The sequence below is a fragment of the Aeromonas sp. HMWF015 genome (assembly GCF_963878965.1).
Lineage (GTDB): Bacteria > Pseudomonadota > Gammaproteobacteria > Enterobacterales > Aeromonadaceae > Aeromonas > Aeromonas veronii.
In genome coordinates, this window is record NZ_CAWNZT010000026.1 from 8,496 (window position 1) to 20,297 (window position 11,802).

The window sequence follows — 11,802 nt, forward strand, 5'->3', positions numbered from 1 at the left end:
TGTTAAGTCAACAAATCAAAATTAAGCTCTGATTAGCCGAAAATAACAGGTCATTTATTTCAAAATCAACCCATCCAACCCCCTCTGGTTAGTATCTTTAACAGCTTGTTATTGCCCCGTGAGGAATGATAGAACCATACCTATAGCCGGATGCACGGGATGTAGATCCGGAATGGCACACGGAAATGAAACAATCCACTGATTAAGGGACGAATCAATGCATAAGTTGAGCAAAATCACAGTTGGCGCAGCGGTTTCTTTGGCTCTGTTTGGATCGATCTCCATCGCCCACGCGGCAGACACCATCAAGATCGGTATCGCAGGCCCGGTCACCGGCCCGGTCGCCCAGTACGGGGACATGCAGTTCACCGGCGGCAAGATGGCGGTCGAGCAGATCAACAAGGCTGGCGGCATCAATGGCAAGCAGATCGAAGCGGTCGTCTATGACGATGCCTGCGATCCCAAACAGGCGGTGGCCGTTGCCAACAAGGTGGTGAACGACGGCGTCAAGTTCGTGGTCGGCCACCTCTGCTCCGACAACACCCTGCCCGCCTCCGACATCTATGAAGACGAGGGGATCCTGATGGTCACCCCCGCCTCCACCAACCCCAAGATCACCGAGCGCGGTTACCAGCTGACCCTGCGCACCATCGGCCTGGATAGCGATCAGGGCCCGACTGCCGCCAAGTACATCATCGAGCAGGTCAAACCCCAGCGCGTGGCCGTTATCCACGACAAGAAGCAGTATGGCGAAGGCATAGCCTCCAGCGTCAAAGCGGCGCTCGACAAGGCTGGCGTGAAAGTGGTGGCCTTTGAAGGGATCACCGCCGGTGACAAGGACTTCTCCGCCCTGATCGCCAAACTGCAGAAAGAGAACGTCGATTTCGTCTACTACGGCGGCTATCACCCTGAGCTGGGTCTGATCCTGCGTCAGGCTGGCGAGAAGGGGCTGAAAGCCAAGTTCATGGGCCCGGAAGGAGTGGGTAACAAGGATATCTCCGCCATCGGTGGCCCGGCTTCCGAAGGCCTGCTGGTGACCCTGCCGAACAAATACGATCTGGTACCTGCCAACGCCCCGCTGGTCGCTGCGTTCAAGGCCAAGGGTCAGGACTCCTCCGGCCCGTTCGTCTGGACTACCTATGCCGCGGTGCAAACCCTGGCAGCCGGTATCGCCAAGGCGGGTGAAGATGACCCGGCCGCCGTGGCCGCCGCCATCAAGGCCGCACCTATCGATACCGTGATGGGCCCCCTGACCTGGGCACCGAACGGTGACCTGAAAGGCTTCGAATTCGGTGTGTTCCAGTGGCACGCTGACGGTACTTCCAGCCAAGTCAAATAATCTGCCGATCGGGGGTGAGTACGCTCACCCCCTCCTCTCTTTGCGGGCAAGTACAGGGAACGCAGTATGTCCGAACACCTCCTCTATCTGGTTCAGCAACTGCTGAACGGATTAACCATAGGCAGCACCTATGCGTTGATCGCCATTGGCTACACCATGGTCTATGGCATCATCGGCATGATCAACTTCGCCCACGGCGAGGTGTACATGATCGGCTCCTATGTCGCTTTTATGGTGATGGCGGGGCTCATGATGATGGGCATCGACAGCACCTTTCTACTGCTGGGAGGCGCCTTCCTGGTCAGTATCATCATCACCGGCACCTATGGCTGGAGCATCGAGCGGGTCGCCTACCGGCCACTGCGTGGTGGCAACCGGCTGATCCCCCTCATCTCCGCCATCGGTATGTCGATCTTCCTGCAGAACATGATGCGGATGGCACAGGGCTCGCGGGATATCGCCATGCCCAGCCTGATCTCCGGCGGCTGGACCCTGGGGGGTGAGGATGGCTTTCAGGCCAGCCTCTCCTATATGCAGCTGATCATCTTCGTGGTGACTTTCATCACCATGCTGGCGCTGACCCAGTTCATCGGCCGCTCCCGCATGGGCCGCGCCTGCCGCGCCTGTTCGGAAGATATCAAGATGGCCAACCTGCTTGGCATCGACACCCACGTGGTCATCTCCATCACCTTCGTGCTGGGGGCCGCGCTGGCCGCCGTCGCCGGGGTGCTGCTCGGCATGTATTACGGCGTCATCAACCCCTACCTCGGCTTTATGGCCGGTCTGAAGGCCTTCACTGCCGCAGTGCTGGGCGGTATCGGCAGCATTCCGGGCGCCGTACTGGGCGGCCTGCTGCTCGGCGTGGTTGAAGCGCTCACCGCCGGTTATCTCAGCACCGAGTACAAGGATGTGATGGCGTTTGCCCTGCTCATTTTTGTGCTGCTCTTTATGCCCACTGGCATCCTGGGCCGTCCGGAAGTGGAGAAAGTGTGATGAAACATCAATTTATCCACGCCTGTATCGCCAGCCTGGTGCTGCTGGTGCTCTCTTTCTGGCTGCTCGGCTTCAAGCTGGAGACCGATGGCTCCAACCTGCAGGTAGTGAGCCGCCTCGATGTGTCGCTGGCCTGGCTGCTGGGGGGCGCCACCCTCGTTTTCTGGTTCCAGATGCTGCGCGGCCAGATTGCCAAGCTGTTTCAGGCCTCCATCAGCGGCTTCTCGGTCGGCTTCACCAAGCTGGTGCTGCCGAGCCCGGAAGAGGCACCCAAGCTCTATAACCTCACCGCCGTGCTGGTGCTACTGTTCGCAGTGAGCTGGCCCTTTATGGCCTCTCGCGGTGCCATAGATCTCGCCACCCTCACCCTGATTTACATCATGCTGGGGCTGGGACTGAACGTGGTGGTCGGCCTCGCCGGTCTGCTCGATCTCGGCTATGTCGGCTTCTATGCGGTCGGTGCCTACAGCTATGCCCTGCTCAACACCTACTTCGGACTGAGCTTCTGGGAGTGCCTGCCCATCGCCGGGCTGATGGCCGCTACCTTCGGCTTCCTGCTCGGTTTCCCGGTGCTGCGGCTGCGGGGGGACTATCTGGCCATCGTCACTCTGGGTTTTGGCGAGATCATCCGCATCCTGCTCAACAATATGACCACCCTGACCGGCGGCCCGAACGGCATCTCCGGCATTCCCAAGCCGACGCTGGGGGGGCTGGAGTTCAACCGCACTGTCAAGGATGGCGGCTTTGATACCTTCCACAACTTCTTCGGCATTACCTACAACGCCAACCACAAGGTGATCTTCCTCTACCTGATGGCGCTGGTGCTGGTGGTGGTGACCCTGTTCGTCATCAACCGCCTGCTGCGCATGCCCCTTGGCCGCGCCTGGGAAGCGCTGCGGGAGGACGAGATCGCCTGCAAATCGCTGGGGCTCAACCCCACCATCATCAAGCTGACCGCCTTCACCATAGGCGCCACCTTTGCCGGTTTCGCAGGCAGCTTCTTTGCCTCGCGGCAGGGCTTTATCAGCCCGGAATCCTTCGTCTTTATCGAGTCGGCCATCGTGCTGGCGATTGTAGTGCTGGGTGGCATGGGCTCGCAGATCGGGGTGGTGCTGGCGGCCATCGTGATGACGGTGCTGCCGGAGCTGGCCCGCGAATTCAACGAGTACCGCATGCTGATGTTCGGCCTCTTGATGGTGTTCATGATGATCTGGCGGCCACAAGGACTGCTGCCGATGACCCGTCCGCATCTGGAGTTGAAGAAATGAGTACACATCAGAAGTTAATGGAAGTCTCTGATTTGTCGATGCGCTTCGGGGGCCTGCTGGCCGTCAACGGGGTCAAACTGGATATCGACAAGGGCGAGGTGATCTCCATCATCGGCCCCAACGGCGCGGGCAAGACCACCATCTTCAACTGCCTGACCGGCTTCTACAGCCCGAGCGGCGGCACCATCCGCTACAAGGGTGAGGAGATCCAGGGGCTGCCCGGCCACCTCATCGCCCGCAAGGGGATTGTGCGTACCTTCCAGCACGTGCGGCTGTTCAAGGAGATGACAGCGGTGGAGAACCTGCTAGTTGCCCAGCACCAGCACCTCAATACCAGCTTTATCGCCGGTCTGTTCAAGACCCCGGCCTTCCGCCGGGCGGAGCAGGAGGGGCTGGAGCGGGCCGCCTTCTGGCTGGATAAAGTGGGCCTCAAGGATCTTGCTAACCGCGCCGCCGGTAATCTGGCCTACGGTCAGCAGCGCCGCCTCGAGATCGCCCGCTGCATGGCGACCCGTCCCGAGCTGCTGATGCTGGACGAACCGGCCGCTGGTCTCAACCCGAAGGAGACCGACGAGCTGGACGAGCTCATCATGAGCCTGCGGGACGAATTCGGGGTCTCGGTGCTGCTGATCGAGCACGATATGAAGCTGGTGATGGGCATCTCCAACCGCATCTTCGTGGTCAGCCAGGGCACTCCGCTGGCCCACGGCAAGCCGGATGAGATCCGCAACAACCCGGCAGTGATCAAGGCCTATCTGGGCGAGTCGTAAGGACAAAAAGATGTTAGAACTTCGCAACGTATCGACCCACTACGGCAAAATTCAGGCACTGCACGATGTCAGCGTCGAGGTGAAAGAGGGGGAAATCGTCACCCTGATCGGCGCCAACGGCGCCGGCAAGACCACCCTGCTGATGACCCTCTGCGGCGAACCCAAGCCCAGCAGTGGCTCCATCTGGTTTGAGGGGGAACAGATCAGCTCCCTCACCACCGCGCGCATCATGCGCAAGGATATTGCCGTGGTGCCGGAGGGGCGCCGCATCTTCGCCCGCCTGACGGTGGAGGAGAACCTGCTGATGGGGGCCTTCTTCGTCGACAAGGCCGAGCAGCACGGCCTGCTGGATCAGGTGTTCACCCTGTTCCCGCGCCTGCACGAACGGCTGGAACAGCGGGCGGGCACCATGTCCGGCGGCGAGCAGCAGATGCTGGCCATCGGCCGCGCCCTGATGAGCAAACCGCGCCTGCTGCTGCTGGATGAACCCTCGCTGGGGCTGGCCCCCATCGTCATCCAGCAGATCTTCGACACCATAGAGCAGCTGCGCCAGAAGGGGATGACCATCTTTCTGGTGGAGCAGAACGCCAACCAGGCGCTCAAGCTGGCCGACCGCGGCTATGTGCTGGAGAACGGCCACGTGGTGCTGCAAGACACGGGCGCCGCCCTGCTGGCCAACCCGGCCGTGCGGCAGGCCTATCTGGGAGGTTAACCCACTTAACCGCATGCCATATCCACAAGGGAGCCGCTGGCTCCCTTATCTTTTGTGGGGTTAGTTTGCGCCCAAGCTTGCGGTACACTGGCCCGTAATCAACCTATTCGCAGGACATCCCGATGGACCAGTTTGCCCATATCAATGCCCATGATGCCCACCAGAAACTGAGCGCGGGTGAAGCCCGTCTGGTGGATATTCGCGACCCGCAATCCTTTGAAGCGGCCCACGCGGTCGGCGCCTTCCACCTTACCAACGGCACGCTGGTGCGCTTTATGAATGAAGTGGATTTCGATACCCCGGTCATCGTGATGTGCTACCACGGCAACAGCAGTCAGGGCGCCGCCCAATACCTGCTGCAACAGGGTTATGACGAGGTCTACAGCATGGATGGTGGCTTCGAAGCGTGGCGCCGGGAATTTCCCACCGAGGCAGGCGAGGCATGATCCAGCTGCTGGTGCTCGACAATGCCCGCATGGCGCAGGCGCTGGTGGACTATCTGGCGACGCTGGGCATCTCCTGCGAGCTGACCCAGTCCGAGCTGGGGGTCACCATCTGGCTGGCGGACGAGCAGCGCCTCGCGCAGGCCCAGCTGGAGGTGAAGCGCTTTCTGGCCGAGCCGGGCCACCCGCGCTACATGGAGGCCTCCTGGCAATCCGGCCGCGCCGATGCCCGCATCGACTACAGCAAGGGGATGACGGACCCCATCACCGACTTCCTCCATCAGGCGGGGCCACTGACGCTGGTGGTGATCATCGCCTGTCTCGCCATCTACGGGATCGAGGCCATCGGCCTGCCAATCTACGATGAACTGGCATTCCACCCGACGCTGGCCCAGTTCACCGACTGGCAGGCGTGGCGTTATTTCACCCCCGCCCTGATCCACTTCTCGGTGCTCCATCTGGTATTCAACTTGCTCTGGTGGTGGTATCTCGGCGGCCAGATCGAGCAGCGCCTCGGCAGCGGCAAGTTGCTGATCCTGCTGCTGGTGGGCGCTGCCCTGCCCAATATCGCCGAGTTCTTCGCCAGCGGCCCGCTGTTTGGCGGCCTCTCCGGCGTGGTCTATGCCCTGCTCGGCTACTGCTGGCTGCGCAGCAAGCTGCAACCGGCCTGTGGCCTGACTCTGCCACCGGCGCTGATGGGCTTTATGCTGTTCTGGATGGTGCTCGGCTTCTTCGACATGCTCGGCACCAGCACCGCCAACATCGCCCATCTGACCGGTCTGCTGGTCGGCCTGCTGCAAGGCTGGCTGGATCGCAACCACCAGCCGACCTGATTTTTCAGCAGTTGCAGAAACGAGAACGCCGCCCCGAGGGGCGGCGTTTTTTTACGCGATGGGCAGTTACTGCTTGATCAGGGTGTCATCGGTTACCTTGACCGCCGCACCGCCACTCATAAAGAAGCTGGCGAACTGGGTCTGGATCTCGGTGGTAACCGCGCCAGCCTGATCGAAGTTCTCGTCAGGAGCCAGCAGCGAGCTATGGCCCCCTTTCAGGAAGCGCGCAGCATGGTGACCCGCCGGGAGCACGCCGGAACCCTTCAGCTCTTGCAAACCCAGCACACGGAACAGCGGCTCGGTGCCACCCAGCGGCGCAGAGGCGATGCTGTTGGGGATCACCTGATCCGGCAAGCTGAGCGCACCATCGCCAACAATTTCGGTGGCGAACAGCGGGAAGCTCTTGGCGACGCCACTGCCCAGATTGATCGGGTCCGCAGAGTCCAGCACTGACTGGGCGGCAAAGGTATAGCTCTGCAAGGTGCTCGCTGCACCCGCCTGCGTGGCCGCATCCAGACTGGGCAGGAACTCGTTGACGAAGCAAGTGGCGGCAGCCGTTTTGCAATTCGGTGCATAGGCGGTAAAACCCGCTTTCAGCGCCGGACTGCCCGAGGTAAGCACGCTCATCTTGATGGTCGGCCCGAAGCTCGGCGAGTTGAGCAACAACGGCGCGATGCCGCCACCCGGCATCGCCAGACCACCGGTATCGAACTTGAACAGGGCATCAGCCTGAGCACTGCCGGTGGTCTGGTTGGCTACCGCCAGCAGATTGGCCCCGGTAATGGCACCGAGTGAGTGACCGAGGAAGTGAACTTTCAGACCGGCACCACCCAATTGGCCACCCAACCCCTTGGCATTGGCCAAACCGACAGCAAGTCGCAGCCCCAGCAGATCGGCCACGCTCTGTTTCAGGTTGTCCCGCGCCACCGTCAGATAGCCCAGATTCAGGTAGGGAGTCGGGTTCTCGGAGGTGGTGACGGTATCCGTGCTGCCACTCAGGGCATAGCCACGCTCACCGTGCAGCGGATGATCGATCACTACCACAGCGACGCTCTTGCTGGCAGTGGCGCCAGCGCCGATCTGGCCCAGTGCCAGCGCATAGGCGTTCTCCTTGATGGAGGTGACCCCGTGCTGATAGATGATCACATCGGTGACATTGGCCAGCGGCCCAGCGGCAAAGATCCGCAGCGGTACCGATTGTACTTCGGTCAGGGTCGGCAGCGGGTTGAAACGGCCGATATTGCGCTCGGCATCCAGCGGCTTGCCACCGGAGGTGAGGGTCACACCGATCAGCTTGCTCGCCTCGCTCAGCAGTTCACTCTGACGGCTCGGGTCGGCGATCAGCTCACCCAGCAATGCCGGGTCCACGCCCGCCCCGACCAGCCCACCGATCACCTCGCTATCACCCGCTTTCAGCGCGTTGGCGATGGCATAGAGGCTGGGAATGGCGCCGTGCCAGGATTGGGTCTTGGCCTTGTCCCATGAGCCAGCTATCGCCGGAGTAGAGAGGAAGTAAGGGAGTTTGACCGAACCGGTGTAGACATTGGTCGCTGCAGCTACACCACCTAGTGTGGGATTTGCCGCCACAGCGGCAGCAATTGCATCACGATCTTTCTGAGGCAAAAATGGCTCGTTCGCCAACTGGGTCAGGAAGGGTACACCGTTGTTGAGGCCATTAATCGTATAGGTCCCCGGCAAGCTGGTATTGCCCCTGGCGTCCTGTTTCCACAGCGCCGCGGCGTCCAGACTCGGGCTCTGCAACACGAACGCTGCGGCACTCTTCACTGCCAGCAGCACATCGGCACCAGATTGGGTGGCAAACCAGTCGGAGAAGATCACCCGATCGCTGGTGATCCCGGTGGCCGCCTTGAACAGACCTTCCTGCAGCGAGATCAGGCCGTTAATGGTCTGCTCCTGAGTGGTTGCGCCTGCTGTCGATTTGAAGCTGCTGTAATCGCCGCCCGCCTTGAGCGGAGTGCCACGACTGTCCTTGAGTGCATCGGTCGCCACGATCATGTAGTAAGAAGAGGGATTGAGCGGCTTGAGCGGAACCAGATTGAGCTTGCCGTCCCCGCCAGTGACCACAAAGTCGGTCCCATAAACCAGTGGCTTGCCGCCCTTGACTCCGTTGGGTTGCAGAGTGACAGGATCCAGCGTGAGCTCGAGCAGGTAGAGGGGCGCAACGGCAGAGGCATACTCGCTGGCCGCCGGTGCCGGCACAGAGACACCGGTCACGGTCGCCGGTACCAGCTGGACGGGTTGGGTGGTTGACCAGCCATCCAGAGTGGAGAGGGCAGATACCGGGTTCGACAGATCAGCAGTTTCTGTCGAAAACTTCAGGGTACCGTCGCTGGCACGGGGGGCCAGCACGCTCGGTCGAATACCGCTGGCGCCACTCAAGGCATAATCGAGGGAGCTGGTGGTGTCTCCCTTGTTGTCATCTCCACCACATCCGGCCAGCAGGGCGCTGACAACAGCTGCATAAATTAGCTTCTTCTTCATTTTTTATTCTCTTTTTATAGGGTTGTTATCCATCACAAGCCAACGGGGTCATCACGACCTCGACTGCAAAACGTTAACATAAAACCAACACCAAATAAGACTCATGCCGGACAGTTCTGGCTCAGCTTTGTGGTGCATGTCATGGTTTCAGGTTAACAAAGGGGCGCAAGGGTAGCAGTTGTAGCCCCATCACCAGACCCGACCAGCCAGCGGGCACCATCACGACTAAAAAGCCGCCGCGATCTCGGCAAAGTGAGGGAATTGTCGGTAGAATGTCCGCCAACGCTTAAGGAGGACATCATGATCGACCCGAAGAAACTGGAAGAGATCGCCAAGCAGGTGCACAACTCACTGCCACCCGGCATTCGCAGCATGGGTGAAGAGGCCGAGAAGAAGATGCGTCAGGTACTGCAAGCCCAGCTGGGCAAGCTTGACCTGGTCAGCCGCGAAGAGTTCGACGTGCAGACCAAGGTGCTGTTGCGTACCCGTGAAAAACTGGCCGCCCTCGAAAGCAAGCTGGCTCAGCTCGAGCAGCAGCTCGGCGCCAAAGGCGAATAACGAAAACCCCAGCTCGGCTGGGGTTTTTGCTTTGTATTGAACCTGTAAAAAACATCACACCTGAAGCAGATACCAGGCCCGCTTGCCGCGTGCCTTGGCCTCATACATGGCACGGTCGGCAACCTCCAATGCCTGCCGGAAGCTCAATGGCTCCTCCTCCCACAGGGCGATGCCGATACTCAGCCCCACCCGTTGCGGGCAACCGGGTTTGGGCACATAGCCGTGCATCCGGCTGATCAGGGCGTCAGCCAGCTGCGCCAGGCCATGGCTCGACACATCCCGGTGCAGATGCACCACAAACTCGTCGCCGCCGTAACGGCCGCATAGTGCCGAGCCCGGCATGATAAGGCGCAACCAATCCGCCATCTGCTGCAACACCAGATCGCCGCAGGCGTGCCCCAGCTGGTCATTGATCCCCTTGAAATCATCCAGATCGATAAAGAGCAGCGCCCCCGCCCCTTGCGGCTGTAGCTGGGCAAACGCCTTGCCAAACCCCTGCCGGTTGAGCAAGCCGGTCAGCGCGTCGCTGTTGGCGCGCTCCGCCAGTCGCTGCTCATAAGCCTTGCGCTGGGTGATATCGATATGGGAGCCCATGATCCGCAGCGGCTTGCCATCGCCATCCCGACCGACGACCCGTCCCCTATCCCACAGCCAGGTAACCTCGCCTTGCGGATTGATGGTACGGTATTCGGCTTCATAGAAGGGGGTTTTGCCCTCAAGGTGGGCAAAGTAGCTGCCCATGGCATGGGCGCGATCGTCGGGATGGAGCTTGGCGCTCCACTGATCGAAATGAGGGGCCATGTCACCGGCCTGAAAGTTCTGCAGATTGAAGACCCGCAGCTCGCCGGTGGGAATGGTGCCCTGCCAGAGACAGATGCCGGTGCCATCGAGGGCGGCATTGAGCTTCTCCTGCAACAGGCCGTTTTCATGCTTCAAAGCGGCGATCTCTGCCTGCAAACGGGCCATTTCACCGCCATGAGGGGACGGGATCAGCGTTGCGACCCGCTCGACAGAGCCGGTATCTCCCCTGTCATCCTCCGCAGATGCCCTGCCCTCTTCACTCAACACTGCGCCTCCTTGTGCTTGCTCTATGGATGATCTTGTCAATCCCTCACAAAGATGCCATCAGCTACGTTTGATTAGTAGCTATTCATAGTCAAAATATTGAAAAATAATGGGATAACGCCGCGATAATCCAACCATTCAGGGCGATCCGGTACTGCGGCAGCCACAAAAAAAAGCCCCCGGCAAAACCGGGGGCTGCGTCATCCAGGCGGGGATCCTGTCAGATAAATTCGTAGGCATCACCAAAGATGCGCTCCGGCTCGGCGCCGAGGATCTTGAACTCCTCCCGCGCGGCACCCGCCATCTCGAAACGGCCGGCGACATAGATGTCGTAGTCGTGGAGGCTGACGAAGTCATCCATGATCGCCTTGTGCACCAGCCCGCTCTTGCCGGTCCAGTCAGCCTCAGGCTCCTGCACCACCGGAATAAAGGTGAGCGGTGCATAGTCACGCTCCCACTGCTGCATCTGCTCCAGCTCATAGAGCCAGTGAGCCTGACGCACACCCCAGTAGAAGAACACCGGACGCTTGCTGCCCGTGTCGATCAGGTACTCCAGAATGGAGCGGGCGTAAGAGAAACCGGTGCCGCCCGCCATCAGGATCAGCGGACGGGGGGATTCATCGCGCAGGAACGCCTTGCCAGCCGGCAATTCGACCTCGATCTCCCCCTGCTCGCGCATGCGGGCCAGCACCTGACCGGCGTAGGCGTTTTCGGGAGTGGCACCAATTTGCAGCTCCAGCACGCCCGGGCGGGTCGGCGAGTTGGCGATGGAGAAGGGGCGCTTGTCCGAATCGCTCATCACCACCAGCAGATACTGGCCCGGCTTGAAGCTGATCGCTTGCTGCGGCGCCAGGGCCACATGCCAGATGGTGTCGACATATTCGCGCAGTTCCTCTACGCGGCATTTGATACGTTGCATTCTTGTCCTTGTGGCGGGCTCGCTCGGCCCGCTTCGCTCATTGTTTCACTATGGAGTGACGACCAGCAGCCCTGGCCCCGTCAGTCGAGAATACTCAAATCAGTGCGGATCGCATCACTTTTTGCAGCAAAGCTGTCATGTTTGCCTCATCCGAGGATATTGAGCTCATCCCAGATGGCATCAACCTTCTGCTTCACCGCCTCATCCTGCACTATGGGCTGACCCCACTCCCGATTGGTCTCGCCCGGCCACTTGTTGGTGGCATCCAGCCCCATCTTGGAGCCGAGGCCGGAGACCGGCGAGGCGAAGTCCAGATAGTCGATCGGCGTATGCTCGATCAAGGTGGTGTCCCGTGCCGGGTCCATCCGGGTGGTAATGGCCCAGATCACATCCTTCCAGT

General features: G+C 60.5%; 11 protein-coding genes and 1 pseudogene. 8 read left to right on the forward strand and 4 right to left on the reverse strand.

Annotated features, from left to right (window positions below; translation table 11 throughout):
* Positions 1-217: 217 nt before the first annotated feature.
* From AACS18_RS01170 to glpG, 7 genes are all read left to right on the forward strand, one after another.
* Complete coding sequence (locus AACS18_RS01170; RefSeq protein ID WP_005339442.1) at positions 218-1,339, forward strand: branched-chain amino acid ABC transporter substrate-binding protein; 1,122 nt, start codon at positions 218-220, stop codon at positions 1,337-1,339.
* A 66-nt stretch (positions 1,340-1,405) separates the two neighbouring features.
* Complete coding sequence (livH, locus tag AACS18_RS01175) at positions 1,406-2,332, forward strand: high-affinity branched-chain amino acid ABC transporter permease LivH (RefSeq protein WP_005339439.1); 927 nt, start codon at positions 1,406-1,408, stop codon at positions 2,330-2,332.
* Complete coding sequence (locus AACS18_RS01180) at positions 2,332-3,600, forward strand: high-affinity branched-chain amino acid ABC transporter permease LivM (RefSeq protein WP_181363375.1); 1,269 nt, start codon at positions 2,332-2,334, stop codon at positions 3,598-3,600. Before livH ends, AACS18_RS01180 begins: the two co-directional genes overlap by 1 nt.
* The gene (livG, locus tag AACS18_RS01185; protein WP_005357323.1) at positions 3,597-4,370 is read left to right on the forward strand and encodes a high-affinity branched-chain amino acid ABC transporter ATP-binding protein LivG; all 774 of its coding nucleotides are present in this window, start codon (positions 3,597-3,599) and stop codon (positions 4,368-4,370) included. The genes AACS18_RS01180 and livG overlap by 4 nt, the downstream gene beginning before the upstream one ends.
* 10 nt (positions 4,371-4,380) lie before the next feature.
* Positions 4,381-5,082, forward strand: a complete 702-nt coding sequence (locus tag AACS18_RS01190) for an ABC transporter ATP-binding protein (RefSeq protein WP_005339433.1) — start codon at positions 4,381-4,383, stop codon at positions 5,080-5,082.
* Positions 5,083-5,204: 122 nt separating this feature from the next.
* Complete coding sequence (gene glpE, locus AACS18_RS01195) at positions 5,205-5,528, forward strand: thiosulfate sulfurtransferase GlpE (protein WP_108613491.1); 324 nt, start codon at positions 5,205-5,207, stop codon at positions 5,526-5,528.
* Positions 5,525-6,358 (forward strand): rhomboid family intramembrane serine protease GlpG, encoded by an 834-nt coding sequence (glpG, locus tag AACS18_RS01200; protein ID WP_005339431.1) that lies wholly within the window; start codon positions 5,525-5,527, stop codon positions 6,356-6,358. The genes glpE and glpG overlap by 4 nt, the downstream gene beginning before the upstream one ends.
* A gap of 66 nt (positions 6,359-6,424) precedes the next feature.
* Here glpG and AACS18_RS01205 read toward each other — a convergent pair whose 3' ends face one another.
* The gene (locus tag AACS18_RS01205; protein WP_108613492.1) at positions 6,425-8,860 is read right to left on the reverse strand and encodes a VolA/Pla-1 family phospholipase; all 2,436 of its coding nucleotides are present in this window, start codon (positions 8,858-8,860) and stop codon (positions 6,425-6,427) included.
* Positions 8,861-9,160: 300 nt separating this feature from the next.
* Between AACS18_RS01205 and ubiK the strand changes: the two genes are divergently transcribed.
* A complete protein-coding gene (gene ubiK / locus AACS18_RS01210; RefSeq protein WP_005339429.1) occupies positions 9,161-9,418 on the forward strand; it encodes a ubiquinone biosynthesis accessory factor UbiK in 258 nt (85 codons plus the stop codon).
* A gap of 54 nt (positions 9,419-9,472) precedes the next feature.
* Here ubiK and AACS18_RS01215 read toward each other — a convergent pair whose 3' ends face one another.
* The 3 genes and pseudogenes from AACS18_RS01215 to AACS18_RS01225 form a co-directional block, all read right to left on the reverse strand.
* On the reverse strand, positions 9,473-10,486 hold the full coding sequence (locus tag AACS18_RS01215) for a GGDEF domain-containing protein (protein ID WP_108613493.1): 1,014 nt from the start codon (positions 10,484-10,486) through the stop codon (positions 9,473-9,475).
* 217 nt (positions 10,487-10,703) lie between these two features.
* Positions 10,704-11,402 carry an NAD(P)H-flavin reductase gene (fre, locus tag AACS18_RS01220; protein ID WP_069556155.1) on the reverse strand — a complete coding sequence of 233 codons (699 nt, stop codon included), beginning with the start codon at positions 11,400-11,402 and terminating at the stop codon, positions 10,704-10,706.
* Positions 11,403-11,548: 146 nt separating this feature from the next.
* A pseudogene (locus AACS18_RS01225) lies at positions 11,549-11,802 on the reverse strand (UbiD family decarboxylase domain-containing protein); the annotation flags it as partial.

What these genes read in the sequence shown, in the direction of transcription:
- AACS18_RS01170 (WP_005339442.1), top strand. Translation starts at nt 218, where the DNA reads ATGCATAAGTTGAGCAAAATCACAGTTGGCGCAGCGGTTTCTTTGGCT.
- livH (WP_005339439.1), top strand. Translation starts at nt 1,406, where the DNA reads ATGTCCGAACACCTCCTCTATCTGGTTCAGCAACTGCTGAACGGATTA.
- AACS18_RS01180 (WP_181363375.1), top strand. Translation starts at nt 2,332, where the DNA reads ATGAAACATCAATTTATCCACGCCTGTATCGCCAGCCTGGTGCTGCTG.
- livG (WP_005357323.1), top strand. Translation starts at nt 3,597, where the DNA reads ATGAGTACACATCAGAAGTTAATGGAAGTCTCTGATTTGTCGATGCGC.
- AACS18_RS01190 (WP_005339433.1), top strand. Translation starts at nt 4,381, where the DNA reads ATGTTAGAACTTCGCAACGTATCGACCCACTACGGCAAAATTCAGGCA.
- glpE (WP_108613491.1), top strand. Translation starts at nt 5,205, where the DNA reads ATGGACCAGTTTGCCCATATCAATGCCCATGATGCCCACCAGAAACTG.
- glpG (WP_005339431.1), top strand. Translation starts at nt 5,525, where the DNA reads ATGATCCAGCTGCTGGTGCTCGACAATGCCCGCATGGCGCAGGCGCTG.
- AACS18_RS01205 (WP_108613492.1), bottom strand. Translation starts at nt 8,860, where the DNA reads ATGAAGAAGAAGCTAATTTATGCAGCTGTTGTCAGCGCCCTGCTGGCC.
- ubiK (WP_005339429.1), top strand. Translation starts at nt 9,161, where the DNA reads ATGATCGACCCGAAGAAACTGGAAGAGATCGCCAAGCAGGTGCACAAC.
- fre (WP_069556155.1), bottom strand. Translation starts at nt 11,402, where the DNA reads ATGCAACGTATCAAATGCCGCGTAGAGGAACTGCGCGAATATGTCGAC.